At 72.3% G+C, this 25,211-nt stretch carries 25 protein-coding genes and 1 pseudogene; 15 read left to right on the top strand and 11 right to left on the bottom strand.

All coding sequences use genetic code 11. The features are described from left to right. The 3 genes from VGI02_RS14910 to VGI02_RS14900 all read left to right on the top strand — a co-directional run. On the top strand, positions 1-1,222 hold a 1,222-nt coding region (locus tag VGI02_RS14910; RefSeq protein WP_331628177.1), incomplete at its 5' end, for a PP2C family protein-serine/threonine phosphatase. A 109-nt stretch (positions 1,223-1,331) separates the two neighbouring features. Beyond that, positions 1,332-1,835, top strand: coding sequence for an ATP-binding protein (locus VGI02_RS14905; protein ID WP_331628176.1), 504 nt, complete (start codon positions 1,332-1,334; stop codon positions 1,833-1,835). A gap of 144 nt (positions 1,836-1,979) precedes the next feature. Beyond that, positions 1,980-2,624: a DedA family protein gene (locus tag VGI02_RS14900; RefSeq protein WP_331628179.1), complete on the top strand. Its 645-nt coding sequence runs from the start codon at positions 1,980-1,982 to the stop codon at positions 2,622-2,624. Here the strand turns inward: VGI02_RS14900 and VGI02_RS14895 are convergent. After that, positions 2,608-3,366 carry a hypothetical protein gene (locus VGI02_RS14895; RefSeq protein WP_331628175.1) on the bottom strand — a complete coding sequence of 253 codons (759 nt, stop codon included), beginning with the start codon at positions 3,364-3,366 and terminating at the stop codon, positions 2,608-2,610. The two genes, VGI02_RS14900 and VGI02_RS14895, sit on opposite strands and share 17 nt — an antisense overlap. A gap of 613 nt (positions 3,367-3,979) precedes the next feature. On the opposite strand from VGI02_RS14895, the gene VGI02_RS14890 reads away from it, so the two are divergent. The 6 genes from VGI02_RS14890 (at position 3,980) to VGI02_RS14865 (ending at position 8,059) form a co-directional block, all read left to right on the top strand. After that, positions 3,980-4,444, top strand: coding sequence for an MSMEG_3727 family PQQ-associated protein (locus VGI02_RS14890; RefSeq protein ID WP_331628174.1), 465 nt, complete (start codon positions 3,980-3,982; stop codon positions 4,442-4,444). Positions 4,445-4,459: 15 nt separating this feature from the next. Further along, complete coding sequence (locus VGI02_RS14885; RefSeq protein ID WP_331628173.1) at positions 4,460-6,145, top strand: PQQ-dependent dehydrogenase, methanol/ethanol family; 1,686 nt, start codon at positions 4,460-4,462, stop codon at positions 6,143-6,145. Between the two features lie 80 nt (positions 6,146-6,225). Then, entirely contained in the window at positions 6,226-6,315 is a 90-nt protein-coding gene (pqqA, locus tag VGI02_RS14880) for a pyrroloquinoline quinone precursor peptide PqqA (protein ID WP_230735509.1), read from the top strand. A gap of 90 nt (positions 6,316-6,405) precedes the next feature. After that, positions 6,406-6,624, top strand: a complete 219-nt coding sequence (rd, locus tag VGI02_RS14875; protein WP_331628172.1) for a rubredoxin — start codon at positions 6,406-6,408, stop codon at positions 6,622-6,624. Between the two features lie 12 nt (positions 6,625-6,636). After that, entirely contained in the window at positions 6,637-7,401 is a 765-nt protein-coding gene (locus tag VGI02_RS14870) for a ribonucleotide-diphosphate reductase subunit beta (protein WP_331628171.1), read from the top strand. A 73-nt stretch (positions 7,402-7,474) separates the two neighbouring features. Further along, positions 7,475-8,059, top strand: coding sequence for a TMEM165/GDT1 family protein (locus VGI02_RS14865; RefSeq protein ID WP_331628170.1), 585 nt, complete (start codon positions 7,475-7,477; stop codon positions 8,057-8,059). A 7-nt stretch (positions 8,060-8,066) separates the two neighbouring features. Here VGI02_RS14865 and VGI02_RS14860 read toward each other — a convergent pair whose 3' ends face one another. The 4 genes from VGI02_RS14860 to VGI02_RS14845 form a co-directional block, all read right to left on the bottom strand. Next, the gene (locus VGI02_RS14860) at positions 8,067-8,501 is read right to left on the bottom strand and encodes a response regulator (protein ID WP_331628169.1); all 435 of its coding nucleotides are present in this window, start codon (positions 8,499-8,501) and stop codon (positions 8,067-8,069) included. Continuing rightward, complete coding sequence (locus VGI02_RS14855; RefSeq protein WP_331628168.1) at positions 8,494-10,206, bottom strand: sensor histidine kinase; 1,713 nt, start codon at positions 10,204-10,206, stop codon at positions 8,494-8,496. Before VGI02_RS14855 ends, VGI02_RS14860 begins: the two co-directional genes overlap by 8 nt. Continuing rightward, the gene (locus tag VGI02_RS14850) at positions 10,203-11,480 is read right to left on the bottom strand and encodes a PP2C family protein-serine/threonine phosphatase (protein ID WP_331628167.1); all 1,278 of its coding nucleotides are present in this window, start codon (positions 11,478-11,480) and stop codon (positions 10,203-10,205) included. The genes VGI02_RS14855 and VGI02_RS14850 overlap by 4 nt, the downstream gene beginning before the upstream one ends. 169 nt (positions 11,481-11,649) lie before the next feature. Continuing rightward, positions 11,650-11,970, bottom strand: a complete 321-nt coding sequence (locus VGI02_RS14845) for a helix-turn-helix transcriptional regulator (RefSeq protein WP_331628166.1) — start codon at positions 11,968-11,970, stop codon at positions 11,650-11,652. A gap of 171 nt (positions 11,971-12,141) precedes the next feature. Between VGI02_RS14845 and VGI02_RS14840 the strand changes: the two genes are divergently transcribed. After that, complete coding sequence (locus tag VGI02_RS14840) at positions 12,142-13,845, top strand: cation:proton antiporter (protein ID WP_331628164.1); 1,704 nt, start codon at positions 12,142-12,144, stop codon at positions 13,843-13,845. A gap of 99 nt (positions 13,846-13,944) precedes the next feature. Continuing rightward, positions 13,945-15,138 carry a cytochrome P450 gene (locus VGI02_RS14835; protein ID WP_331628163.1) on the top strand — a complete coding sequence of 398 codons (1,194 nt, stop codon included), beginning with the start codon at positions 13,945-13,947 and terminating at the stop codon, positions 15,136-15,138. Here VGI02_RS14835 and VGI02_RS14830 read toward each other — a convergent pair. After that, positions 15,128-15,703, bottom strand: a complete 576-nt coding sequence (locus VGI02_RS14830; protein ID WP_331628162.1) for a TetR/AcrR family transcriptional regulator — start codon at positions 15,701-15,703, stop codon at positions 15,128-15,130. The genes VGI02_RS14835 and VGI02_RS14830 overlap by 11 nt on opposite strands. Positions 15,704-15,800: 97 nt before the next feature. Between VGI02_RS14830 and VGI02_RS14825 the strand changes: the two are divergent. Further along, positions 15,801-16,850: pseudogene (locus VGI02_RS14825) on the top strand (aldo/keto reductase). Positions 16,851-16,954: 104 nt separating this feature from the next. Here the strand turns inward: VGI02_RS14825 and VGI02_RS14820 are convergent. Further along, positions 16,955-17,290 carry an antibiotic biosynthesis monooxygenase family protein gene (locus VGI02_RS14820; protein WP_331628161.1) on the bottom strand — a complete coding sequence of 112 codons (336 nt, stop codon included), beginning with the start codon at positions 17,288-17,290 and terminating at the stop codon, positions 16,955-16,957. Between the two features lie 77 nt (positions 17,291-17,367). On the opposite strand from VGI02_RS14820, the gene VGI02_RS14815 reads away from it, so the two are divergent. Further along, entirely contained in the window at positions 17,368-17,820 is a 453-nt protein-coding gene (locus VGI02_RS14815; protein WP_331628160.1) for a MarR family winged helix-turn-helix transcriptional regulator, read from the top strand. Positions 17,821-17,836: 16 nt separating this feature from the next. Here VGI02_RS14815 and VGI02_RS14810 read toward each other — a convergent pair whose 3' ends face one another. The 4 genes from VGI02_RS14810 to VGI02_RS14795 form a co-directional block, all read right to left on the bottom strand. Further along, entirely contained in the window at positions 17,837-18,346 is a 510-nt protein-coding gene (locus VGI02_RS14810; RefSeq protein ID WP_331628159.1) for a MaoC family dehydratase, read from the bottom strand. Positions 18,347-18,559: 213 nt separating this feature from the next. Further along, complete coding sequence (locus tag VGI02_RS14805; protein WP_331628158.1) at positions 18,560-19,576, bottom strand: LLM class F420-dependent oxidoreductase; 1,017 nt, start codon at positions 19,574-19,576, stop codon at positions 18,560-18,562. Position 19,577: 1 nt separating this feature from the next. After that, positions 19,578-21,266, bottom strand: coding sequence for an AMP-binding protein (locus tag VGI02_RS14800; protein ID WP_331628157.1), 1,689 nt, complete (start codon positions 21,264-21,266; stop codon positions 19,578-19,580). 71 nt (positions 21,267-21,337) lie between these two features. After that, the gene (locus VGI02_RS14795) at positions 21,338-22,075 is read right to left on the bottom strand and encodes a TetR/AcrR family transcriptional regulator (RefSeq protein ID WP_331628156.1); all 738 of its coding nucleotides are present in this window, start codon (positions 22,073-22,075) and stop codon (positions 21,338-21,340) included. 328 nt (positions 22,076-22,403) lie between these two features. On the opposite strand from VGI02_RS14795, the gene VGI02_RS14790 reads away from it, so the two are divergent. Beyond that, a complete protein-coding gene (locus VGI02_RS14790; protein WP_331628155.1) occupies positions 22,404-23,555 on the top strand; it encodes an acyl-CoA dehydrogenase family protein in 1,152 nt (383 codons plus the stop codon). Between the two features lie 21 nt (positions 23,556-23,576). Beyond that, a complete protein-coding gene (locus VGI02_RS14785; RefSeq protein ID WP_331628154.1) occupies positions 23,577-25,211 on the top strand; it encodes an AMP-binding protein in 1,635 nt (544 codons plus the stop codon).

Genomic DNA, 25,211 nt, shown 5'->3' with positions numbered 1-25,211 from the left:
CGTCCTCGGTCCCCTCGAGGTCGTGACCGCGGACGACGGGACGGCCGCCGATATCGAACCCCTGCTCGAGGAGACGGCCGAGGACCTCTACGAGCATGCTCCGTGCGGATATCTCTCGACCCTGCTCGACGGACAGATCGTCAAGGTCAACGAGACCCTGCTGAGCTGGCTCGGGCGTCGACGCGGCGACGTCGTCGGGCACCTGCGCTTCGCCGATCTGCTCTCGGTGGGCGGGCGCATCTACCACGAGACCCATTTCGCACCCCTGCTGCGGATGCAGGGCGAGGTCCGCTCGGTGGCGCTGGACATGGTGGCCGCGGACGGGCACCGGCTCCCGGTCCTGGTGAACTCGGTGGTGAGGGCTGGGCCGGACGGCGAGCCACTGCTGCTGCGGACGACCGTGTTCGATGCCACGGACCGGCGGGCCTACGAACGAGAGCTGCTGCGGGCCCGTCGGGCCGCCGACGGCGAGCGTGAACGCCTGCAGCACCTCGCGACCACCCTGCAGCGCACGCTGCTGCCCCCGGCGCTCCCCCGGGTCCCGGGTCTGGACGCCGCCGCGTACTACCACAGCGCGGCGGTGGAGGAGATCGGCGGCGACTTCTACGACCTGTTCCCGCTCGACCACGACCGGTGGGGGTTCTTCCTCGGTGACGTCTGCGGCAAGGGACCGACCGCGGCCGTCGTCACCTCGTTCCTGCGCTACACGCTGCGTGCCACCGCGGTCTACGAGAACGACCCGGCCGCCGTTCTCACCGCCCTCGACATCGGCCTGCGCCAGCAGCACAGCTCGGGGGCGAAGGGCTGGTGCACCGTGGTGTTCGGCCTGTTGACGCCGGCCGACGGCGGATTCCTGGTGACCCTGGCCAGCGGGGGCCACCCGCCGGGGATGGTGATGCGAAGGAGCGGGGACGTCGAGGTGCTCGACACGCTCGGGGGGCAGCCGGTCGGCCTGCTCGCCGAGCCCCGCTTCGTCGCGACCTCCACGGTCGTCGGTCCCGGCGAGGGCCTCGTCCTCCACACGGACGGCCTGACCGAGGCGCGCCGCCCCGACGGCACCATGGTCGACGAGACGCTGCCGTCCCTCGTCGCCGACCTCGTGGGACTCGACGCACACGGGGTGGTCGACGCGCTGGCCCACTTCCTCACCTCGCTCGGCGACGGTCTCGCCGACGACGCCGCGATCCTCGCGCTCACCGTCCCCGAACGCCCTGGAGTCTGAGGGGCGCCGGAGATCGTTCGCGTGCGGACGGGGCTCGAACGGTCGTTCGAGCCCGAGACCTGTACCACCACGTTGTTTCCGTTCGGCGCTGCCGGGCATTCCAGCGGGCATGGAGACGAGTGACCCGACCCGCCTCCCGGAGTTCCCGACGGCGACCCGCGACCGGCTTGCCGCGTCGTCCGTCGCGCGCGCCGAGAACATCGCCGTCCTCCGACGCAGGCTCACCGCCTGGCTGCGGGAGACCGGGCTGGACGCGGACACGGTCGACGACCTCGTCCTCGCCACGAGCGAGGCCCTCGAGAACGTCTGCGACCACGCCTTCACCACGGCGGAGCAGCCCGGGACGATGACGCTGAGCGCCGACATCGGGGGTGCCCCCGACCCGCTCGACCCCACGCCCCACGTGGTGATCACAGTGACCGACGACGGGGCGTGGCAGCCACGGACGGATGAGCCCACCTCCCGCGGTCGCGGGCTGTCGATGATCGGGATTCTTGCCGCGCATCACACCGTGACCAGCACTCTCGGCGGCACCGTCGTCACTCTCGCCCACCCCGTGGCGGGCGTGCTCGACCCGTCGGCCACGGCCCCTCAGGAGCGACCGATCGGATAGCTGATCTGTTCAGCCCCCCGGCCTCGGGGGCGCGGCGACCGGCATGAGCCGGACCGGTAGCGTCGTGACCGATCACCCCGGGTCCGGAGGTGACCGGGCGCGCGAGCACCCCGAGCGTCGAGAGGGTGGACACCGGTCAGCGAGCTGCTAGCAGGCGTCCACGGCTGGCCGATCTATCTCGTCGTCGGCCTGCTGGCCTTCGGTGAGTCCGCCGCGTTCATCGGTCTGGTCCTCCCCGGGGAGACCGCGATGGCGCTCGGCGGCGCCCTCGCCGGAACCGGCCACGCCGACCTGCGCGTGATGATCGCGGTAGCCGTCGGTGCGTCGATCGTCGGGGACGGAGCGGGCTACGCGATGGGCCGCTCCTGCGGTCCGCGGCTGCGGGCGAGCCGGGCCGGTCGCTGGCTGGGCGAAGGGCGGTGGCAGCGCAGCGAGCAGCTCCTCGTCGACCGCGGTCCGATCGCGGTGTTCTGCGGGCGCTGGGTCGGCATCCTGCGGGCCGTGGTTCCGCTGGTGGCCGGCATGAGCCGCATGCCGCTGGGCCGGTTCACGATCTGGAATGCCGCGGGGGCGAGCACGTGGGCCACCGCGGTCGTGCTGGTCGGGTACTTCGCCGGGGACTCCTTCGACCGGGCCGAGGCCTGGATCGGGAACTCCGCGGGAGCCCTGATCGTCGTGGCGCTCGGCGCCGCGATCCTGGTGGCCGCCTACCGGTACTACGAGCGCCGACGCGCCGGGCGGGCGAAGGTCCGCTCGGGGTCGGGTCCGGCGCTCAGCGCCCTCGGCTGACCCCGATCTCCTCGCGCCACATCGACGTCTTCGTCCGGTACCCCGGCGCGACCGCGACCCCCCGCTCGTCGAGCAACCGCTCGAACGCGGTCGCGGTCGCGCCCACCTCCTCGGGCGAGCAGCGGGTCGACACCTCCACCAGTTCGCGGCCGCTCGGGAAGCGGAAGTGCTCGAGGTCCGCGCGGCGCACGCCCAGCGCAGCCGCCGAGACCTTGACCCGCCGGACCACCAACGGTCCGTGCACCTTGAGATCCCAGAGCAGGGCGTCATCGACGACCTCGTCGCCACCGCGGCACGCCCAGGCACGCTGGGTCGCGGAGAGCACCTCACCCGACTTGACCACACCGGCGATCACCTCGGCGGCCGCCGCGGAGTCGACCTCCCTGCGCACCTCGACGTCCTGCCAGATCGCCCCCGGCACGACGTCGATCTCCACGCGTACGCCCCGAGGGGGTATCCGGTCGCAGGTGATGCCGCTGCGATGAGCCGACACCGCGAGGTCGAAGCGACCGCGAGCCCGGCGTCGCAGGCGGATCTCCACGCCCGCCCGGACCAGGTCCAGGGCGTCGGTGTCCAGCAGGTACACCTGGCGCACGCTCCAGGTAGGGGCTCCGCGCCCGGTCAGCACTTCGGCCGCTCGCCCCGCCGGCGGCAGCAGCAGGGTCTTGAGCTCGACGCTGTCGGCGTGCGCGCACTCGCTGGAGATCCGGGCGAGCGTGTCGGGCGACCCGAACTCCTGCACGTCCGATCGGCCTCCCACCGGGCGGACACGTGGCCCCGTCGACGGTGCCGCCCGCGGTGACCATAGCTTCCCCTCGCGGGCCCCGCCCAGATCACCACGACGAACCTGGGCGGTCGGCGCCCCAGACCTGGGCGAACGGGTAGGGCGACCCCGACGCGCCGCCCACGGAACTTTTCTCGACAGGGCCTGCGGCACCGTCTCCCCTGCGCACGGGTGGTGCAGCCCACGTTGCGACGATGATCGAATTCTGATTCCGGCTCGCTTCCCCTTGCCGACCCCGGGTCGCCTCCCTATGGTCATGTGTGGCTCAGCACACACCGTTCACCGGCTGATCACATTCAGTCGCCGTGAAGAGGGGCGTGTCCTGCCGCCCAGCGGTCGAGATGATCAGCTCAACGGTCGAGAGACCTGTGGCGGCACCGTGCGCATCGAATCGGGACATCCCGTTCGCGCGCGGCCTGGAGGAGCCCATGGCAGTGCCCGAGCACGCGTCCCAGGACGCGTGCCGACGCATGCCTCCGACGACGCCGCTCCTGTTCTCGACAGAGAGCACGAGCGTGATCGTGACGCCGCCGTCGGCAAGAACGTTTTCCGAGACGAGGAGGTAGGGCCGATGACGGCCACTGCAGGAGATCGAGCGGCCGACCTGGCCGCCGCAGGCCTGGACGGGCAGAACAGGACAGCTCTGGGCCGGGTACTCGGCACCGGGAACGTCGGGCACGCCGAGGTGGGCTCGGACGGGATCATGCGGGCAACCGTGCGAATCCCGGAGGACGAGCTCTGCTGGGACCCCGCGATCCTCGTCTTCCCAGAAGGCGGCGAGGTCGAGCTCACGCTCATCAACGACGACAAGAACACCCACTGCGCGGTGCTGCCCAACAACGGTGATCCCAAGATCATCTGGTTGGTGAACCACTCGAAGGGCACGGCCCGCCTCAGCCTGGGCGGTCCGGGCACCTACTACTACGGCTCGACGACCGGGAACGACGAGGGCCGCGGACTGACCGCCGCGCTCGTGTTCGGTGGCGAAGTCCCGGACTCCGCGAAGATCGATCGTCCCCCGCAGTCGCGCCCGTAGAGAGGAACGCACACCATGACCGACTACGTGGACGCCGGCGAGGCCGTCCCGCACAAGACGCTCAGTGCCACCAAGGGCCTGGCGCCCGCCACCGGTGACGTCAACTACGAGCGCATCCAGAACGCGACGTCGGAGCCCGAGAACTGGCTCACCTACTACGGCACCTACGACGCGCAGCGCTACAGCCAGCTCAACCAGATCAACAAGGACACGGTCAAGCGCCTCTCCCCGGCCTGGGTGTTCCAGGCCGGCACGACGGGGATGCAGTCCGGTGCGTCGACCTACTCGTTCGAGGCCTCCCCGCTCGTCGTCGAGGGCGTCATGTACGTCTCCGGCCCGGAGGGCAAGCTCTGGGCCATCGACGCCACGACGGGCACGGAGCTCTGGCGGTACAAGCACGCCTCTCCGTACGACGTCTCGCTGTGCTGCGGCAACGTCAACCGCGGCGTGGCCGTCGGGCACGGCAAGGTGTACATGTACACCCTCAACGCCCACATCATCGCGCTCGACGCGACGACCGGTGACCTGATCTGGGACGTGACCAACGGCGACGTGCGGGCCGGTGAGAGCGGGACCGTCGCGCCGCTGATCGTCAAGGACATGGTCATCGTCGGGAGCTCCGGCGGTGAGTTCGGGCTCCGCGGCCACCTGGACGCGTTCGACGCCCAGTCCGGGGAGCGCCGCTGGCGCTGCTACACGATCCCGAAGCCCGGCGAGCCTGGCTCCGAGACCTGGCCGGACGACGGTGAGGCGTGGCAGCGCGGCGGGGCGAACTGCTGGGTGACCCCGTCGTACGACCCGGAGCTGGAGCTCCTCTTCCAGGGGACCGGTAACCCGGCACCCGACTTCGACGGCGGCGTCCGCGCGGGCGACAACCTCTACACCGACTCGACCATCGCGGTCGACGTGAACACGGGCCAGATCCGCTGGCACTACCAGTTCACCCCCCACGACCTGTGGGACTACGACTCCACGATGGAGAACGTCCTGTTCGACGCTCCGGACGGGCGGAAGCTGCTCGCCCACGCGGACAAGAACGGGTACTTCTTCGTCCTGGACCGCACCAACGGCGAACTGGTCCGGGTGTTCCCGTTCGTCGACCGGATCACCTGGGGGGAGATCACCCCCGAGGGCAAGGTCACCCCCAAGGTCTACCCGGACGAGGAGGGCGTCCCGGTGCACTTCTGGCCGGGTCCCGCCGGCGGCAAGGAATGGACCCACATGTGCTACAGCCCCCAGACGGGGCTGATCTACGTGCCGGTCCAGGAGGTGGGGGCCACGGCCACCCGCCGGCGCCGCGAGTTCAAGGAGAGCATCCCGTACTGGGGCGCGGGCGTCGCCGTCGACCTCGACGACCACTACGGGTTCGTGGCCGCCATCGACCCGTTGACCGGCGAGGAGAAGTGGCGCTGGAACAACGAGTACCCGATGTGCGCCTCGACGCTGGCCACTGCAGGTGGGCTGGTGTTCCAGGGCACGCCGACCGGTGAGCTCGTGGCGCTGGACGCCTCGACCGGCGAGCAGCTGTGGTCGTTCCAGTGCGGGAGCGGGCACCACAGCAGCCCGTCGACCTACAGCGTCAACGGACGCCAGTACGTCGCCGTGCCGACCGGGTGGGGCGGCTGGATCGAGGGCTTCCTGCCCGGGCTGCTCGGGGCCGCGGCGGGCGACGCGCTGTTCGTCTTCGCGCTGCCGGAGTGAGACCGGGGGTTCGCACGGGCCCGCCCGGTGAACCCTGACCGTGCACGAGGACCACATCCGTTCACGAGGAGGTGAAAGCCGTGGAGATCCAGACCTGGGAGACCCCGCAGTTCGAGGAGATCGGTGTCGCTCCTGAGGTGACGATGTACGTCGCCCAGATGGACGACTGAGCGAACGAACCACGGAGGGGCGCCGGACGAGTTCCGGCGCCCCTCCGAGGTGTATCCGGCGTCCAATTCGGTGATCCTTCAGGAGAGGGCATGAGCGTCGAGCAGACGACGGCCAAGCCGGGGGCCACACTCTGGCTCTGCGAAATGTGTGGCTTCATCTACGATCCGGAGGAGGGCGACCCCGACAGCGGCATCCCACCCGGGACGCCCTTCGAGGACATCCCGGAGGACTGGATGTGCCCGATCTGCGGAGCCGAGAAGTCGGACTTCCGCGCGCTGGAACCGGGAGAGGACATCCCGGGAATGTGAGGATGCAGTCAAATGATCACCGGGTACGGCCACTTCGTACAACTCGCCGAGTCGCTGCAGTGGGACGAGACCGCGATCGACCTCACGGCCGACATCGAGGCCTGGGGGAAGCTCGAGGACCAGGAGTACGACCAGATCCTCGGACTGCTCGCCGGCTTCTGCGTGGGCGAGACGTCGGTCGCCACCCACCTGACGTCGTTCCAGGCCAAGGCGAGCACCGACGACTCGATGGCGGACTGCTTCCGGTCCCAGGCCCGCGACGAGGCCCGTCACGCCCGCTTCTTCGACCGGGTCGTGGCGGAGGTCGCCGGGATCCCCGGCGCGAACATGACCGAGCGCCTCGAGGTCCTGCGTGAGCGGGTCAGTCCCGAGCTGCTCGAGCTGTTCGAGGAACGCCTCCCGGCCCTGGCCCATGCCCTCGCCGAGGACCAGGAGGAGCTGACCTCCGCGGTCGGGCTCTACCACATGATCCTCGAGGGTGTGGTCCTCAGCGCGGGCCAGCACGCGCTGCTGAAGTCACTGTCCGGGCTGTCGGTGAAGATGCCGGGCGTCCACAAGGGGATGGAGCTCGTGCTGCGCGACGAGCGCTGGCACATCGGCTTCGGGTCGCGCGTCATCCAGAGCGCGGACATCGTCGATGACGAGATGGAAGAGCTCCTCAATCGGGGCATGCAGGCGGCCAGGGCCTGGGGGGACCTCATCTCCGACGACGACATCGACAAGGTGAAGCAGCTCCACCAGCGCCGCCTCAAGGCCGTCGGCATCAAGTTCTGGTGACCGCCTGGGATCCCCTGTCCCGTCGTGCCGGGAGGTCGGGCACACACCGCCCGCGTGAAAGAAGACCACCGCCGTGAACCTCGCCGTCGCCGGCATCACGTTCGGGCTCATCGTGCTCGCCGAACTGCCCGACACCAGCGCGCTGGCGACGGTCGTCCTCGGGAGCCGGTTCCCTCCGCGGCTGGTGCTGCTGGGCGTCACGGCCGCCTTCGCGGTGCACACGGTCCTCGCGGTCGTCGCCGGGAGCCTCGTGGCGCTGCTCCCCCAGCGGCCGCTCGAGGCGGCCCTGGCTGTCGTCTTCCTCATCGGCGCGGTGCTGCTGCTGCGCGAGGACGACGACGATGACGATGACGACCTGGAGCTCTCCGGCGACCCGGGGACGCGCTGGCGGGTGGTGGCCACCAGCTTCGGGGTCATCCTGCTCGCCGAGCTCGGGGACCCGACGCAGATCGTCATCGCGACCCTCACCGCCCGCTACGGCGACCCCCTCGCGGTCGGGATCGGCGCGGTCCTCGCCCTCTGGGGGGTGTCGGTCCTCGCGGTCTACGGCGGCAGCCGGCTACGGCGGGTCGTGCCCTACCGCTGGCTGACCAGGATCGCCGCGGCGGGCCTGGTCGTCATGGCGGTGCTCGCCGGCATCGACGCGATCACCGGGTGAGCGCCGCTCAGCGCGGGAGCTTCACGACGGTGACGAAGAAGTCGTCGATCTGGCGGATCACGTCGATGAACCGCTCGAAGTCGACGGGCTTCGCGACGTAGGCGTTGGCGTAGAGGTTGTAGCTGCGCAGGATGTCCTCCTCCGCCTGGGAGGTCGTGAGGACGACGACGGGGATGCTCCGCAGCGAGTCGTCGGACTTGATCTCCTCCAGCACCTCGCGGCCGTCCTTGCGGGGCAGGTTGAGGTCCAACAGGATCAGGCCCGGTCGGGGCGCCCCGGCGTGCTCGCCCTCCCGGCGCAGGAAGGCGAGGGCCTCCACCCCGTCGGGGACGACGTGGAGCTGGTTGCGCAGCTTGTGGTGCTCGAACGCCTCACGGGTCATCAGGACGTCACCCTCGTCGTCCTCGACCAGCAGCACGTCGATCTCGCCCGAATCAGACACGGGTCTCCTCCTCGCTCCCCCGGGCGGTGCTCGCCCCGGGCGTCTCCGGTTGCTCGGACAGGGCTACGTCGGGCCGTCGTTCGTCGGGCAGGACGGGGAGCGCGACGACGAACGCGGTCCCGGGGCCGGCCGAGTCCTCCAGCCAGATGGACCCGCCGTGGTGCTCGACGATCTTGCGGCACATGGCCAGCCCGATCCCGGTGCCGGGATAGGTCGACTTGGCGTGCAGGCGCTGGAAGATCGTGAAGATGCGCTCGGCGTACTCGTGCTCGATCCCGATGCCGTTGTCGGTGAACCGGAGCAGCCACCGGTCGCCGTCGCGGGTGGCGGCGACGTGGGCGGTCGGCGCCTCCTCGCCCCGGAACTTCAGCGAGTTGCCCAGCAGGTTCTGGAAGACCGTGGTGAGCAGCACCGGCTCGGCCCGGACCCGGGGCAGTTCGCCGTGGGTGATCCGGCCGCCGGTCTCCTCGAGGGCGCCGGCCAGGTTCTCCGTGGCGCGGTCGAGGACGGCGCCGGCGTCGACCACCTCGTGGCCGATGTCGGAGCGCCCGACCCGCGAGAACGCGAGCAGGTCGTTGATCAGGATCTGCATCCGCTTGGCGCCGTCGACCGCGAACTCGATGTACTGGTCGGCCCGCTCGTCGAGCTCGCCGCTGTAGCGGCGCTGCAGCAGCTGGCAGAAGCTCGTGACCTTGCGCAACGGCTCCTGGAGGTCGTGGGAGGCGACGTAGGCGAACTGCTCGAGGTCGGAGTTGGAGCGCTGCAGCTCGCGGCCCTGCTCGTCGAGCTCGCGACGGGCGGCCTCGATGTTCGCCATCTCGCTCGTCAGGGCGCGCCGCATCCCGTCGACGTCGCGGCCGAGCCCGCTGATCTCGCGGGGCCCGCGGACGGACACCTCCCGCCCGAGATCGCCACGCGCGACGACCCTGACCTCGGCCGCGAGGCGCTCGGTGGGACGGACGACGACCCGCCGCAGCCACAGCAGCAGAGCCGCGAGCCCGACCGCCAGCGCCACCAGCACGAGGACGCTCACGAGCCGCAAGGTGCCGGCGCCGGTGTAGACGGCCTGCCGGGCCGCGTCCCGGCGGGCGGTGAGGACGTCGGTGAGCGAGATCAGCGACGTGCGCACCCCGTCGAAGGCGACCTTGCCCGCGTCCGGGTCCGCGGCGGGGGCGCGCCCCGTCGCGGCGGCCACCACCGGGTCGGCGTACACCGCACGCCACTGGGCCGAGCGTGCCTCGACCGCCTCGAGGTCGCCGAGACCCTCGCTCGACGTGATCAGGCCGCGCACCGACGCGGCCAGCTGCTCCTCCTGGGCCCGCCCGCGCAGGTAGGGCTCGAGGAAGACCGGCTGCCCGCCCAGCACGTAGCCGCGGATCCCGGTCTCCTGGTCGAGCAGGGAGGCGTTGAGCTTCGCGACGTCGACCAGGGCGGGATCGATCCGGTCGACGAGGTCGGCGCGGTGACGGTCCAGAGCGACCATCGCCGTGCCCGCGACCACTCCCCCCGCGACGAGCAGGACCACGCCGAGGACCGCGCACATCGCCAGGAGGCGGCCCAGCGAGCGCCGCCCGACCGCGGCCGCCCCCGGTTCGTCGAAGCCCTCGGGGTCGTCGATGCCCTCGTGGTCGTCGGTGTTCGCGGGCTCGTCGGGGTTCGCCGGGTCCTCGGCGGTCGCGGCGCTCCCGACCTCGGTGGTGCTCACCGCTGCGACACCAGCAGGACGGCGGCGACGTCGTCGGCGCGCTCGTCGGTCTGCTCACGGACCCGGTGGATCAACCGGTCGAGCAGGAGGTTCGGCGTGGGCGGCCACGGCCGGGTGCTCGGCGTTCCGCCGTTGTGGGACGGGGTCATGTGCTGGTCCTCGCGGTTCTCGAGGCACTGCTCGACGATCGTGAGCAGGCCCTCGGTGTCGAGCACGCCGTCGTCGCCGTCCGGATCGACCGCGGTGCCGGCCAGCGCCGCGTTCGGGCGACCCTCGATGAGGCCGTCGGTGTAGAGAAGGAGCGCCCACTCCGCCGGGAGCGAGATCTCGAGGACCTCCCACTCGTCGTCGGGGAGCACGCCGATGGGCCGCCCGAGATGCGTGTCGGGCAGCGGCTGCGCCGGCCCGTCCCGCCGGAGCAGGATCGGCGCCGGGTGACCGGCGAGACGCACCTGGGCGCGCCGCTCGTCGAGGTCGATGGTGAGCAGCGCCAGGGTCGCGAAGAGGCCGGGACGTTCCCGCTCGTGCACCAGCAGGCGGCTCAGTGTCGGGAGCAGTGCGGCCTCGTCGGCGCCGCTGAGGACCATCGCCCGCCAGGCGATGCGCAGGTTCACCCCGAGCGCGGCCTCGTCCGGGCCGTGTCCGCAGACGTCCCCGATGACCACGTGCAGGGTGCCGTCCGATCCCTCGACGGCGTCGTAGAAGTCGCCGCCGAGCAGTCGCCGCTCGCCACCGGGCTCGTACCGGACGGCGATCTGCATGCCGGGGTCGGCGACCAGCGGCGTGGGCAGGAGCCCGCGCTCGAGGCGGGAGTTCTCCTCGGCCCGGGCGTTGGCGTCCCAGAGCTGGCGCCGGACCCGCTCACCCCGGACGCGCTCGGCGGCGTAGCGCAGCGCCCGGGTCAGCGCCGGCCCGTCGACGGCGTCCTTGAGGAGGTAGTCCTGCGCGCCCGCCCCCACGGCCTGGGCGCCCAGGCCCTCGTCGTGCCGCCCGGTCAGCACCACGACCGCGGGACCGTCCCCCGCCCGCAGGACCCGCTGCAGCGCGTCGAGACCGTGCGCGTCCGGAAGGGCGAGATCGAGCAGCACGCACTCGACCGTCGCGAGCGCCTCCTCGGCCTCGGCCACGGTCCGGACCCGCTGCAGCGACACCGTCAGCCCGCTCACCGTCTCGGCGTCGGCGAAGTGCTCCGCGACCAGCAGGGCGTCCGCGTCGTCGTCCTCGACCAGCAGCACGGACATCGGTGCCGCCGACTCCTGTATCGCTTGCGCCACCGGCACCTCCTCTGCCCGATCAGACCTGGCGCCGTCCGGGTGAAGCGCTAGCAAGCCGCTACCTTAGTGGTCGCGCTCCGGCGGGTGTGCAGGCGCCACGGTGTCCCGGGCCGGTCCGGCGATCGGCGGAATCGTGAGGGGGCCGGCCGGAGGTGTCGGGCCCGACGGGCTAGGGAGCGATCTCCTGCAGGGCGTGCAGCTCCCTCGCGAAGTCGTCGGCCGCGGTGGTCCGCGAGATCAGCACCCGGGAGCCCGTCGCGGTGAGGTGGTACCGCCGCGGGTCGCGCGTGCCCCGGGCGACCAGCCGGTTGCGGTGCAGCCGGTGCAGGGTGGAGAAGACCTGCTGCGTCGAGGGGCGACGCCCGCGGCGGGTCCCGTCCCGCAGCCGGGCCAGCACCTCGTAGCCGTCACTGTGCGCCGCGGCCAGGGCCGCCAGCACCAGGGTGTCGCACCGCTCGCGGTCCCGGATGCCCGCCGTGGGGGCGCTCACCGCACGCCGCCCGCATCGCCGGCCGGGGCGTCCCGGACGGTGGGGGCCCTGGTCGGGGCATGGGGGGTCGCGTGGTGCGGCATGGCGGACAGTGCTCCGGGATCGAAGTTCGGGCGGGCCTCCAGAGTGCCCGATACGCTCCCGCCGCCAATCCACGCGGACGCGGCGGGCATGTCGATCACCCCGGCGGAGGTGGGTGCGGTGGAGATCGAGTTCGGGATCGTCCTGGGCGTCCTCACGGTCGCCGCCGCGACCGTCGCCGCTGCGAGGCTGCGGATCGCGGGACCGCTGCTGCTCGTGGTGCTCGGTGGCGCCGCGAGCCTCGTCCCCGGCATGCCCGCCGTCTCCGTGCCCCCCGAGGTGCTGCTGACCGCGGTCCTGCCCCCGCTGCTCTACTCCTCGGCGGCGGCGATGCCCGCCATGGACTTCCGGCGCGAGTTCCGGCCGGTCAGCGGGTTCGCCGTGGTCCTCGTGGTGGCCACGAGCGTGGTCCTCGGACTGTTCTTCTCGGCGGTCCTGCCCGGGGTCGGCTTCGGCTGGGGCCTGGCGCTCGGCGCCATCCTGAGCCCGACGGACGCGGTGGCGACGGCCATCGTCAGGCGGCTGGGCGCCCCGGAGCGGGTGGTCGCGGTGCTCGAGGGCGAAGGGCTGCTCAACGACGCCACGGCCCTGGTCCTGCTGCGGGCCGCGGTCGTCGGGGCGGGGGCGACCCTGTCGGTGTGGGGCGTCGTCGGCGACTTCGCCCTCGCCGTGGCGATCGCCGTCGTCGTGGGCGTCGTCGTCGCGCTACTCGTGGTCATGGTGCGCGCCAAGGTGACCGACGCGTACGTCAGCAGCCTGGTCTCGTTCACCACGCCGTTCCTCGCGGCACTGCCCGCCGAGGCGATGGGCGCCTCCGGGCTCGTCGCGGCGGTCGTCGCCGGGCTGGTCACGGGGCACCACTCCCCGCGGGTCCTCCCCCCGCTGCACCGCGTCGTGGACGCTCAGAATTGGCGCACCGTGGAGGTGCTCGGCGAGGGCTCCCTCTTCCTCCTCATGGGCCTGCAGCTGGAGCACCTGCTCGCGGACGTGCACGGCGACCGGACCGCGATCGGGACCCTCACCCTCGCCGTCGTGGGCGCGTGGGTGCTCACGGTGGCCGTCCGCGCCGCCTACACCGCCCCCGTCCTGGCCCTCCTGCACCGCCGGTCCACCCGGGTCGGGGCGATGCGTCCCCGGCTGGCCGACTTCCAGGGCCGGCTGGACGACCCGGCGTCGCTGGGTGGCCGGTGGGAGCGGCGCCCACCCACCTCGCGGCGTCTCGACCAGGTCCGGACGCGGCTGCGCCGCAGCCTCGCCGACATCGACCACCTGCTCGCCCGGCCGCTCGGGGTCCGCGAGGGCACGGTGGTGGTGTGGGCGGGCATGCGCGGCGCGGTCACCGTCGCCGCGGCGCAGACCCTGCCCGAGACCACCCCCCAGCGCTCCGTCCTGGTGCTGATCGCCTTCCTCGTCGCCGCGACGTCGCTGCTGGTCCAGGGCGGGCTGCTGCCGGTGGTCGTGCGCCGCGTCCTGCGGCCGGCTCCCGAGGGAAGCACCGTGGACGACGAGGCCGCCGTCGAGGAGCGTCGGGCGCTGCTCGACCTCATGACGCGCGCCGCCGACGCCGTGCCCGAGCCGCCCGACGACCCGGCACGCGAGCAGCGGGACGGGGGCAAGGCCCACGGTCTCGCGGTGTACGAGGCCCAGCGCAGGGCGCTGCTCGACGCCCGCGACGACGGGCTGTTCAGCGCCGCGGCGCTGTCCACCGCGCTCGACGCCGTCGACGTCGCCCAGATCGGCCTGGAGATGCGGGGCGGCCCCGTGACGCCCGAGGGTGCCGACCCGCCGTCGTGACCTCGCGGGCCTCCACCCGGTCTCGACCCGCGGGTGGAGGCGAGGATCTCCGCGGGCGGCGGACGATGGCGGCAGTCCCCCAGCGAGCGAGGTTCCGCCATGACCGAGACCGCCCTGCCGCAGCTCCCCTTCCCCACCCCCGACCCGCTCCGACTGGCCCCCGCGCTCGCGCCGCTGCGCGAGCACACCCCGATCACGCGCGTGCGCACCCGGACCGGCGACGAGGCGTGGCTGGTCACGGCGCACGAGCAGGTCAGGGCGCTGCTCGCCGACCCGCGCCTGGGCCGTTCCCACCCCGAGCCCGAGAAGGCCGCAAGGCTGCACGACGGGGTCCTGCTCGGCGGACCGAGCGGGGACCACGAGCACGAACAGGAGGCCCATCAACGGATGCGGCGCCTGCTCGCGCCCGCCTTCTCCGCGCGGCGGATGCGGGCCCTCGACGACCACGTCCGCGACCTGGTGGCGGGCCTGATCGAGGACCTGCTGCGCCGGGAGCGACCCGCGGACGTGCACGACGCCCTGTCGGTCCCGCTGCCCACCCTCGTCATCTGCGAGCTGCTCGGGGTCCCCTACGCCGATCGCGACCGGTTCCGCGTCTGGTCCGAGCAGGCCGGGTCCTTCGACGGCGGGTCGAGCCGGGCGGGCATCACCGCGCTGGGGACCTACGTGTACGGGCTGCTCGCCGCGAAGCGGGAGGCCCCGGGTGAGGACGTCCTCTCCGACCTCGTCGCCGCCCAGCGCGAGGACCCGACCCTCACCGACCTGACGGTCACCGGGATCGCGACGGCGCTGCTGTTCGCCGGTCACGAGACGACGGTGAACCGGATCGATTCCGGGATCCTGCGCCTGTTCCCGCACGAGGGCCCGCGGCACCCGGTCCCCGACGACGACGTCGCCGGCTTCGTCGAGGAGATCCTCCGGCTGCCCGGGCCCGGGAGCGGACGGGGCGGCGGCCTGATCCGCTACGCGAGCACCGAGGTGGAGATCGGCGGCGTGGTCATCGCACCCGGCGACGCCGTCGTGCTGTCCATCGGCGCCGCCAACCAGGACCCCGCCGTCTTCGACGCGCCCGAGGCCCTCGACGTGGCCCGCACACCGAACCCGCACCTGGGCTTCGGCCACGGCGCGCACCACTGCGTGGGGGCGAGCCTGGCCCGCGTCGAGCTCCGGGCCGTGTTCTCCGCCCTCCCCGAGCGGATCCCGACGCTGCGCGTCGCCGTCCCGCTCGACGGGCTCCGGCTGCGCGAGGACAACCTCACCGGGGGTCTGACCGAGCTCCCCGTCACGTGGTGACGTCCGACGGCTGGGCCCGGATGCTCTCGACGACGAGGTCGAGCAGCCGGTCGGACTGCTCGCGCCCGGCCTCCCCCGCGGGGACGCGCCAGACGGCACCCATGAGCAGCAGCACGTCGTCGGGGTCGAGGCCGATGCGCATGCTGCCGTCGGTTTGCCCGGCCCGCAGCAGCGCGGTGATCGCCTCGATGACGGGGCCGTAGGTGTCGGCGGTCGCGGCGTCGTGGTTCGCGGCCGTGAGCGCCTCGCCCAGCCCGCGCTTGAGCCGGATGTAGCCCGCGAGCAGGGCGAACCAGGTCCGCAACGCGGCCAGCGGGGGCTCGTGGCGCAGCAGGTCGGGCACGCGGTCGACCAGCCGCTGGACCTCGGCCCGGTAGACCGCCAGCACCACCGCCTCGCGGTTCGGGAAGTGCCGGTACAGGGTGCCCGCACCGACCCCGGCCCGCCCGGCGATCGAGTTCAGCGACGCGTCGCCGTCCTGCGCCAGGGCCTCGGCCGCCACTTCCAGGATCCGCGCCCGGTTCGCCCGGGCATCGGTGCGCGCCGCCGGCCGGGGCTCGGCCATGAACTCCTCCTCGCCAAAGCGGAGAGTTCTCCGCTACTGTCGACGACGGAGCGGAGAGGTCTCCGCTTCATCCGACCACGGTCCCGGAGGATCGGCAATGGACTACGTGAAGCTGGGTGCCACCGGCCTCGACATCTCCCCCGTCGCGATCGGCGCGATGACCTACGGCGAGCCGGGGCGCGGACACCCGGTCTGGTCCCTCGACGAGGACACCAGCCGCCCGTTGATCAAGCACGCCCTCGACGCCGGGATCAACGTCTTCGACACCGCGAACATGTACTCCCAGGGGTCGTCGGAGGAGATTCTCGGCCGTGCGCTGCGGGACTTCGCCGACCGCGACGGCGTCGTCGTCGCCACCAAGCTCCGCCACCCGATGCGGCCCGGACCCAACGGGAAGGGCCTGTCCCGCAAGGCGGTCATGACCGAGGTCGACCACTCGCTGCGACGGCTCGGCACGGACTAGATCGACCTCTACCAGGTCCACCGCAACGACCCCTCGACGCCGCTCGAGGAGACCCTCGAGGCGCTCGACGACGTGGTCCGGGCGGGCAAGGTGCGCTACCTCGGCGCGTCGTCGATGCACGCCTGGGAGTTCAGCAAGGCGCTGCACCTCCAGCGGGCTCACGGCTGGGCCCGCTTCGTCTCGATGCAGGACCACTACAACCTGCTTGCCCGCGAGGAGGAGCGGGAGATGCTGCCGCTGTGTGCCGACGAGGGCGTCGGCACGATCGTCTGGAGCCCGCTGGCCCGCGGCCGGCTCGCCCGCCCCGTCGACGAGGCTCGCGCCACCGCCCGCGGCGCTGATGACGGCGCCTACGCGGACATGCTCTACACGCCGGCCACGGTGGAGGCCGACCGCCGGATCCTCGACGCGGTCGGCGCGGTGGCGGCGGACCGCGGGATCTCCCGGGCGCAGGTCGCGCTGGCCTGGTTGCGCACCCACCCCGTCGTCGCCGCGCCGCTGGTGGGCGCGAGCAGCACGACCCAGATCGACGACGCCGTCGCCTCCCTCGCGATCGACCTCACCGACGACGAGGTCGCCGCCCTCGAGGCGCCCTACACCCCGCGTCTCGACTTCCAGGGCATCTCCGACGACCGCGAGCTCCAGGCGATCATGGCGCGGATCCCGGGTTTCACCCCTGCCTGACGTCAGCCGATCCTGCGACGCGGGCCGGCTCGCCGAGGGAGTCACTGCGCGCCGATCGGATCTTTCGCCGGACATGCAGTGACTCCGTGATCATGCTCTTCGGCTCATGCGTGGTGGACCGCGCGGACCTTGACGAGCGTGGGGTCGTAGGCGTCGGCCAGCTTCGCGGCCTCGCCGATGTGCTCGCGGACCTCAGGCCGGGCGAGCGCCGCGTCGTACGCCTCCCGGCTGGCCCACTGCGCGTAGTTGATCACCCTCGTGCCGTCGAGGCTGGCGTGCAGGTTGGCGGAGACGAATCCCGGGTCCCCGACGAAGACCTCGGCGGTGGCACGGTCGAGCGCGTCGACCAGCTCGGCCTGGCGCTCGGGCGCGACGGTGAAGACGTTCACGAGGGTGACCTGCTCGCCCTCGATGTCGACGGTGATCGTCGTGGCGGTCATGGGGACTCCCTGGTCGTGTCAATATCCTGACATCGACGACCGTAGGTGTCCTGGACCTGCTATGTCAAACTATTGACATGACCGATGCGGCTGCCTCCTCCCCCGCCGTCGACGCCACCGCGATGCTGGGCTACCGGCTCAAGCGCGCGGCCGCGGCGCTGCGCTCGCGGATGGACGAGGGCCTCCGGCCGCACGGGCTGACCGTCCCGCAGTACGCCACGCTGGAGCTGCTCGAGGCCCGGCCCGGACTGTCCAACGCCGAGCTCGCCCGCGGCGCGTTCGTCACCCGGCAGTCGATGAACGTCGTCCTGCGGGGGCTGCAGGAGAGCGGCCTGGTCCGGCGCGCCGAGGCCAGCGACCACGGGCGCGTCCTGCCCACGCACCTCACCGACGAGGGCAGGCGCCGGTTGGAGGCGGCCCGCGGTGTGGTGTTCGCGCTCGACCGGCGGATGTCCGGGGCGGTGCCCGAGCACCGCCTCGCCGACCTGCTCGCCGACCTGGACGTCATGGCCGTCGAGCTCGGTCGGTGAGGTCAGCTCGTCGAGGTCAGCTCACCGGGCGGAGGGCGATCAGGTTCATCGCGGTGAGGCTCAGCGGGCACCGATCGTCCTCGGTGAGCAGCGCGACGTCGGTCCGGACGAGGCCCCGGTCGGGCTTCGAGCGGGACACCCGGGACTCGCGGACGGTCACCCGCAGCCGGACGGACTCCCCGGGCCGCAGCGGGGTCGACCAGCGCAGTTCGTCGACGCCGGGAGAGGCCAGACTCGCGACCGCCGAGATGTAGTGGTCGCAGTACATCCGCATCATCAGGCCCGCGCTCTGCCACCCGCTGGCGATGAGCCCGCCGAACGGCCCGGTCTCCGCCCACGTCGGGTCCGTGTGGATGCGCTGCGGGTCGTATCGCGTCGCGAACTCGACGACCTCGTCGACGCCCAGCTCCAGCCAGCCGTACTCGAAGGTCTCACCGGGCCGGTAGTCCTCGAACCACCGGTCGTCGATCGGGCTGTCGAAGTCGCTCTCGCTGAGCACGCGCGTCGTCACGTGGGCGGACACCATGACGACGATCATGCCCCGACGCCGGCCCCTGCTCTCGGGCGAGCCGCCGACCGGGGATTCGGGCGACGGGCGCCCGCCGCCGGAGCGAGCACTTCGCCGCCCGATTCGCGATCTCGGCCGGCGCGCGGGTCGGGCTCGGTCGAGCGAGGGGAGGATTCGATCGACCAGAGCGACCGAAGGGGCCCCTCGCGCAGAACGGGGGCGGGCGCCGGCTCAGAGCAGCGAGGCGACCGCATCGACGTCGTCGGGCAGGCCCTGGATCGCGATCTCGTCGACGACGGTGGCCTCCCACCGGTCGAGGTCGCGGCGCACCTTGCCCACCGGCCCGACGAGCGCGATCTGCTCGACGACCTCCGTCGGGACCGCCGCGGCTGCCTCGTCCTTGCGGCCGCCCAGGTAGAGCTCCTGGACGCGCTCCGCCACGGCGCCATAGCCCATGCGGACGAAGACGTCGTGGTGGAAGTTCGCTCCGCGGGCCCCCATCCCGCCCATGTAGAGCGCCAGCTCGGGGCGGATGCGGTCGGCGGCCCGCTCGACGTCGTCGTCGATCACCACCGGCACCGTCGCGACGACCTCGAAGTTCTCCGGTCGCCCCCCGGCGCGCCGGGCGAAGCCCTCGTCGAGGGCGGAGCGGTAGAAGTAGTCGAAGGCGGGCGCGAAGAACATCGCCGCCCAGCCGTCGGCGATCTCCGCGGCGAGCGCGACGTTGCGGGGACCCTCTGCGCCGAGGTGCACCGGGAGGTCGTCCCGGAAGGGGTGCAACGACGAGCGCAGCGGCTTGCCCAGCCCGGTGCCCTCAGCGGGAAGGCGGAAGAACTCGCCGTCGAAGGCGACCGGGTCGCGGCGGGCGAGGACGCGGCGCACGATCTCGACGTACTCGCGGGTGCGGGCCAGCGGCCGCGCGTAGGGCACGCCGTGCCAGCCCTCCGAGACCTGCGGGCCCGACGCCCCGATCCCGAGCACGACGCGGCCCTCGCTCAGGTGGTCCAGGGTCGTCGCGGCCATCGCGGTGGCGGCGGGCGTGCGGGCGGGGATCTGGGCGACCGCGGCGCCGAGACGGATCCGGCTCGTGTGGGCGGCACAGAACGCGAGGGGCGTGAACACGTCCGAGCCGTACGCCTCGGCGAACCAGAGCGAGGCGAACCCGGCCGCGTCGAGGGCGCGGACGCGCTCGACGAGATCCCGCGGCGGCCGCCCCGTGAAGTGCCCGACGTTGACGCCGACCCGCATCTCAGACTCCGTCGTCGAAGAGCTCGGCGTAGCGGGCGCGCAGCTTGTACTTGAGCACCTTGCCGCCGACGGTCTCGGGCAGCTCGTCGAGGAACACGACCGCCTTCGGGGTCTCGTACCCGGCGAGCTTGCCGCGGCAGTGCCCGATGAGCTCCTCCGCGGTGGTGTCGTTGCCGGGCGCGGGCACGATCACCGCGGTCACCGCCTCGCCCCAGTGGTCGTGCGGGAGGCCGATGACCGCAGCCTTCGCCACCCCGGGATGCTCGTACAGTGCCGACTCGACGCGCAGGCTCGAGACGTTCTCGCCGCCGGTCTTGACGATGTCCTTGATCCGGTCGACGACGACGCGCAGCCCGTCCTCGTCGAACGCGGCGCTGTCCCCGGAGTGGAACCACCCGTCGCGGAACGCCTCGCGGGTCGCGGCCTCGTTCTTGTAGTAACCGGCCGCCACCGTCGGGGTCCGATACACCACCTCGCCCGCGACGCCGGGCTGATCCCGCAGCGAGTTGCCGTCCTCGTCGAACACGTCGGAGGCGAGCAGCGGGCTGGGCAGGCCGACGTAGTTGACGACCGGCGCGGTGCGCGCGTACGTCTCGGGCCAGCGTCGGGGCCAGAAGCGGTGGCAGGCGATGGCCTCGGTCTGGCCGAAGATGCCCAGGACGACGAGACCCTCCCCCGCGTGGTCGAGCAGGCTGCGGTGGGTCTTCGGCGGGAGCGCGCCCCAGCCGTAGACGAGCACGTCGAGGCAGCTGACGTCGTCGCCGGTCGCGTCGAACTCGCGGGTCAGCGCCGTGACGAACTGCGGGGAGCCGGCCCACAACGCGGTGATCCGGTCCTCGGTGATCGCCTTGGCCACGGCGTCCGGGGCCGGTCGCCTGCCGATGATCAGGGTGCCGCCGGAGAGGAACGCGCCGAACGCGAAGATCAGCTCGCCGACGTGGTAGATCATCGGCAGGAACGTCCCGACGCGCAGGTCGTTCTCCAGCCCGCCGCCCCGCGTGAGCGAGAGCGCGAAGTTCAGCGCCGCCATGTAGCTGGCGGAGTGCGAGATCATCACGCCCTTCGGCATCGCGGTCGTGCCGGAGGTGAACAACATTTCCCAGATGTCGTCGCCGTGGATCTCGACGTCGGGCTCGTCGACCGGCTGATCGGCGACGAAGTCGGTGAACGACACGCTGCCCGGGACCGGTCCCCCGCCGACGGTGATGGTCACGCCCGCGGGGAGGCCCGCGCTCGCGAACGCGCTCTCCGCCCGCGGCCAGGTCTCCGCGTCGACGAGGGCGAACACCGGCTCGGCGTGGCCGATGAGATGGGTGATGACGTCGGGGGCCAGGTTCGGGTTGAGCGGCATCGCAACCAGGCCCGCCTTCGCGATCCCGATCTTCGCGATCCAGGCCTCGACGGAATTCTCGCAGAACAACAGCACCCTGCTGCTGGGCGCCAGTCCGCGGGAGAGCAGGGCGTGGGCCACCTGGTTCGCGGCCCGGTCGGCCTCGCGGTAGGTCAGGGACGCGAAGCGGGCGTCGCCGTAGGCACCGGGCCGCCCGACGATCGCCTGCTGGTCCGGGTAGCTCCAGGTCAGCCGCTCGAAGACGTCGCCGATCGACGTGCGCTCCCAGCGGTGCACCGCCCGCCTGCCCCGCAGGGTGGTGACGTCGAAGGTGGTGCTGTCGGTGTCCACGCTGTTCACCCGGGCCTCCCTGACCGCCACGCTGTGACGTGCAGCATTCCCAGACGGGACCCGACCGCGCAAGACCTCAGTTACTCGGGTTCACCTTCGCCCGTCGTACCGAGCCCCAGACAGCGACGGCCCATCTCCGCGAGCAGTTCGGAGAGCCGCGCGACGGGCAGCCCGCTGTGGTGGAAGAGCACCGCCTGCGTGGTGCCGAGCGCGGAGTGCACGACCACGCGGAGCTCGGCGTCCGAGAGGTCCCGGCGCAGCGGGGCGAGCGCGATGACCCACTCCTCGATGTAGTGGCGCTGGGCCCGCCGCAGCCGGCGGAGATCCTCCTCGGGCAGGTGGTGCGCCTCGCGGTAGTAGACCCCGAGCAGCCGGCGCTCCTCGATGGCGAACCGCACGTGGTTGGCGACGAGGCGTTCGAGGGCCTCGCGGTCGTCCGCCGCGTTGGCCACGATCTCCGCCGCGCTGCGCTCCTGCTCGTCCATGACCTGCTCCAACAGCGCCGCGAGCAGGGCGGATTTGCTGTCGAAGTGGCGGTAGATCCCGGACCCGACGATGCCCGCCGCGGCACCGATGTCGGCCATCCCGACGGCGTGGTAACCGTGGCTCGCGATGAGGTCCGCGGCCGCGGCGAGGATACGGTCCTTGCGGGCCGGATCACGCCTGCGGCGGGGACGGGCGGCCCCGTCGGCACCCTCCTCGACGCCGATCACCTCGGCCACCGCCGGACGCTGCGCCGTCCCGGGCGCCGCACCGGGCGCCGCGGCTGTGTCCGCGGCAGCCGCCGCGGGTCCCCCTGCCGACTCGACTGCCCTCATGTGCGTCCTCCCCGTGCGTCGCGTCGACGGTGTGCCCGCCCGGCCCGCGTCGGCCCGCAGTGAACACCGATCTCGACCGGGCTCCGGCGGCGCACGATCTGCCGACCTGGCGGAGCCGGGTCCGATCGTCGGGCGGACGGAGCGCAGCCCTTCACCATTGTCGTCCCAGCTCACGACCACGCCGTCGCGGGGCCACCGTACCCGCCGGACCCGTCGTCGTCGTGGGTGAACGCGAATTCTCCTCTGGCCAGTCGAGCGCCCAGCCGCTAGCGTCCGCCCTCGGAGTGAACGACGAATCACGTTCGCCGTACCCGTGCGAGGAGCCGCCGTGGACTTCGTCGAGACCGACGAGCACCGAGACCTGCGCGCCGCCGTCGGGAAGGTGTCCGCCCCGTTCGGCGGCGCCTACTACGTCGACCACGCGCGCCGCGGCGAGGAGTGCACCGAGCTGTGGCACGCGCTCGGTGACGCCGGCTACGTCGGGGTCGCGGTCCCGGAGGCCTACGGCGGCGGAGGTGGCGGCCTCGTCGAACTGGCGATGGTCTGCGAGGAGACCGCGGCACAGGGCGCGCCGATCCTGCTGCTACTCGTCACGCACGCCATCTCGGCGGCCGTGATCGCCGAGTACGGCACCCCGGAGCAGTGCCAGGAGTGGCTGCCGGGGCTCGCGAGCGGCCGGGAGAAGGTGGTCTTCGCGATCACCGAGCCCGGTGCAGGCTCCAACACCCACCAGCTGGCCACCACCGCCCGCCGCGAGGGCGAGGAGTGGGTGATCCGCGGGGAGAAGTACTACATCTCCGGGGTCGACGACGCCGCGGCCCTGCTGCTCGTCGCCCGCACCGGCCGCGACGAGCGCGGGAACGCCCAGCTCTCGCTGTTCCTCGTCCCCACCGACGCCCCGGGCCTGCAGAAGACCCCGCTGCCCGTGGACGTCATGCTCCCGGAGAAGCAGTTCACGCTGCACTTCGACGACGTCCGCGTGCCCGCCTCGGCGCTGGTCGGCGACGAGGGGCAGGGCTTCCGTCAGGTGTTCCACGGGCTCAACCCCGAGCGGATCACCGGCGCCGCCCTCTGCGTCGGGATCGCCCGGTACGCGCTGGCCCGGGCCGCGCGCTACGCGAACGAGCGCGAGGTCTGGGGGCGCCCGATCGGCGCGCACCAGGGGGTGTCGCACCCGCTGGCCAAGGCGCGCATCGAGACCGAGCTCGCCGCCCTGATGACCCGCAAGGCCGCCTGGCTGCACGAGCAGGGCCTACCCGCAGGCGAGGAGTCGAACATGGCGAAGTACGCCGCGGCCGAAGCCGCGATCGCCGCGACCGACGCCGCCATGCAGACCCACGGCGGCAACGGTGTCGCCGCCGAGTTCGGGCTGCTCCCCTACTGGGGCCTCGCCCGGTTGCTCCGGATCGCTCCGGTCAACCGGGAGATGATCCTTAACTTCGTCGCCCAGCACGGGCTGGGTCTGCCCCGGTCCTACTGAGCCGCATCGGAGGAGCCAGCGATGGAGCTGCAGCGCAACCTCGCCCAACGGATCAACGTCGGCGACGCCCTCACGCGGTCGGCGGCCGCCCGGCCCGACCACCTCGCCGTCGTCGACACCTGGACGAACGGAGCGACGGGGGAGATCACCGAGCGCCGGCTGACCTACGCGGCGTTCGACGCGTGGGTGAACCGCCTCGCCCACGGCCTGCTCGCACGCGGCTACGCGGTGGGCGACGCGCTGGTGCTCGCCTCCGGCAACAGCGCCGAGTTCCTCGCGGTGTACTACGCCTGCGCCAAGACCGGCGTGGTGTGCGTGCCGGTCAACCTCGGCTGGCGGGCCGACGAGGTCGCGTACGTGCTGCGCCACTGCGGGGCGCGCGGGATCGTCGTCGAGAGCCAGCTCCTGGCGAGCGTCGCGACGGCGCTGGCCGAGGTGCCTGCCGTCTCGGAGGTCTTCGTCGCACCCGGGACCGAGGGCTCGAAGATCGACGACGATTCCCGGACGTCCAGTGTCAGTAAAGGGACTTTTCTGACGCTCGAAGCCCTCGAAGCCGACGACGTCTCCCCACCCGAGGTCGGCATCGAGGACCGGGCGCCGCTGAGCTACCTGTACACGTCCGGGACCACGTCGTTCCCCAAGGGCGTCGTCGGGACCCACCTGGCGGTCCACCTGGAGTCGATGTCCGCCGCGCTCGACTCCGGCTGGCGTCCGGACGACCGGTTCATCGCGATGATGCCGATGTTCCACACCGCGCAGCTCAACGCGTTCTGCACGCCCGCGGTGATCGTCGGGGCCACGCTCCACATCCACCGCGGGTTCGACCCGCAGCGGTTCCTCGACACCGTCGAGCGTGAACGGATCACCCAGGTCTTCGGGCTGCCGATGATGTACCGGGCCGCGCTCGAGCACCCGGGGTTCGCGGCGCGGGACCTGTCGAGCCTGCGCCGCGCGGTCTACGCGATGGCGCCGATGCCCGAGGCGCAGATCAAGGCCTGCCTCGACGGCTTCGGGTGCGACTTCGCGCTGCTGTTCGGCCAGACCGAGATGTCGCCGATCACCACGCTGTTCCGCCCCGAGCACCAGCTCTCCCACGTCGGGGCGGTGGGGACGCCGCTGACCGGCGTGCAGGTCGCGATCATGGATCCCGACGGCGGGCTCCTCGGGCCGGGCGAGCTCGGCGAGATCGTCTACCGGGGCCCGTCGACGATGCAGGAGTACCTGAACAACCCGGAGGCCACCGAGGCCGTCTTCACCCACGGGTGGTTCCACTCCGGTGACGTCGGGCGGTTCGGCGAGGACGGGGTGCTCTGGTTCGCCGACCGGACCAAGGACGTGATCAAGACCGGCGGCGAGAACGTCGCGTCGCTCGAGGTCGAGCGCGCGGTCTACGACGCCGATCCCGACGTCGCCGAGGTCGTCGTGGTCGGGCTGCCGCACGCGCGCTGGAGCGAGGCGATCACCGCCGTCGTCGTGCCGAAGCCCGGCACGACGCTCGACCCCGCGTCGCTCACCGCCGCCCTCAAGGACCGCCTCGACGGCTACAAGGTCCCGAAGTCCGTGATCGTCACCGACGAGCTCCCGCGGACGTCCACCGGGAAGATCCAGAAGAACGTCGTCCGGGACACCCACGCCGACCATTACGGAGGCCGCTGA

It is taken from the genome of Actinomycetospora sp. (genome assembly GCF_036497245.1).
Classification (GTDB): Bacteria; Actinomycetota; Actinomycetes; order Mycobacteriales; family Pseudonocardiaceae; genus Actinomycetospora.
Note: the sequence above shows the minus strand (reverse complement) of the source record. Positions and strands in the feature narration are given on the sequence as shown.

Coding starts and splice junctions, on each gene's coding strand:
- VGI02_RS14905 (WP_331628176.1), top strand. CDS start 1,332: ATGGAGACGAGTGACCCGACCCGCCTCCCGGAGTTCCCGACGGCGACC.
- VGI02_RS14890 (WP_331628174.1), top strand. CDS start 3,980: ATGACGGCCACTGCAGGAGATCGAGCGGCCGACCTGGCCGCCGCAGGC.
- VGI02_RS14885 (WP_331628173.1), top strand. CDS start 4,460: ATGACCGACTACGTGGACGCCGGCGAGGCCGTCCCGCACAAGACGCTC.
- rd (WP_331628172.1), top strand. CDS start 6,406: ATGAGCGTCGAGCAGACGACGGCCAAGCCGGGGGCCACACTCTGGCTC.
- VGI02_RS14870 (WP_331628171.1), top strand. CDS start 6,637: ATGATCACCGGGTACGGCCACTTCGTACAACTCGCCGAGTCGCTGCAG.
- VGI02_RS14840 (WP_331628164.1), top strand. CDS start 12,142: ATGTCGATCACCCCGGCGGAGGTGGGTGCGGTGGAGATCGAGTTCGGG.
- VGI02_RS14835 (WP_331628163.1), top strand. CDS start 13,945: ATGACCGAGACCGCCCTGCCGCAGCTCCCCTTCCCCACCCCCGACCCG.
- VGI02_RS14830 (WP_331628162.1), bottom strand. CDS start 15,703: ATGGCCGAGCCCCGGCCGGCGGCGCGCACCGATGCCCGGGCGAACCGG.
- VGI02_RS14820 (WP_331628161.1), bottom strand. CDS start 17,290: ATGACCGCCACGACGATCACCGTCGACATCGAGGGCGAGCAGGTCACC.
- VGI02_RS14815 (WP_331628160.1), top strand. CDS start 17,368: ATGACCGATGCGGCTGCCTCCTCCCCCGCCGTCGACGCCACCGCGATG.
- VGI02_RS14810 (WP_331628159.1), bottom strand. CDS start 18,346: ATGGTGTCCGCCCACGTGACGACGCGCGTGCTCAGCGAGAGCGACTTC.
- VGI02_RS14805 (WP_331628158.1), bottom strand. CDS start 19,576: ATGCGGGTCGGCGTCAACGTCGGGCACTTCACGGGGCGGCCGCCGCGG.
- VGI02_RS14795 (WP_331628156.1), bottom strand. CDS start 22,075: ATGAGGGCAGTCGAGTCGGCAGGGGGACCCGCGGCGGCTGCCGCGGAC.
- VGI02_RS14785 (WP_331628154.1), top strand. CDS start 23,577: ATGGAGCTGCAGCGCAACCTCGCCCAACGGATCAACGTCGGCGACGCC.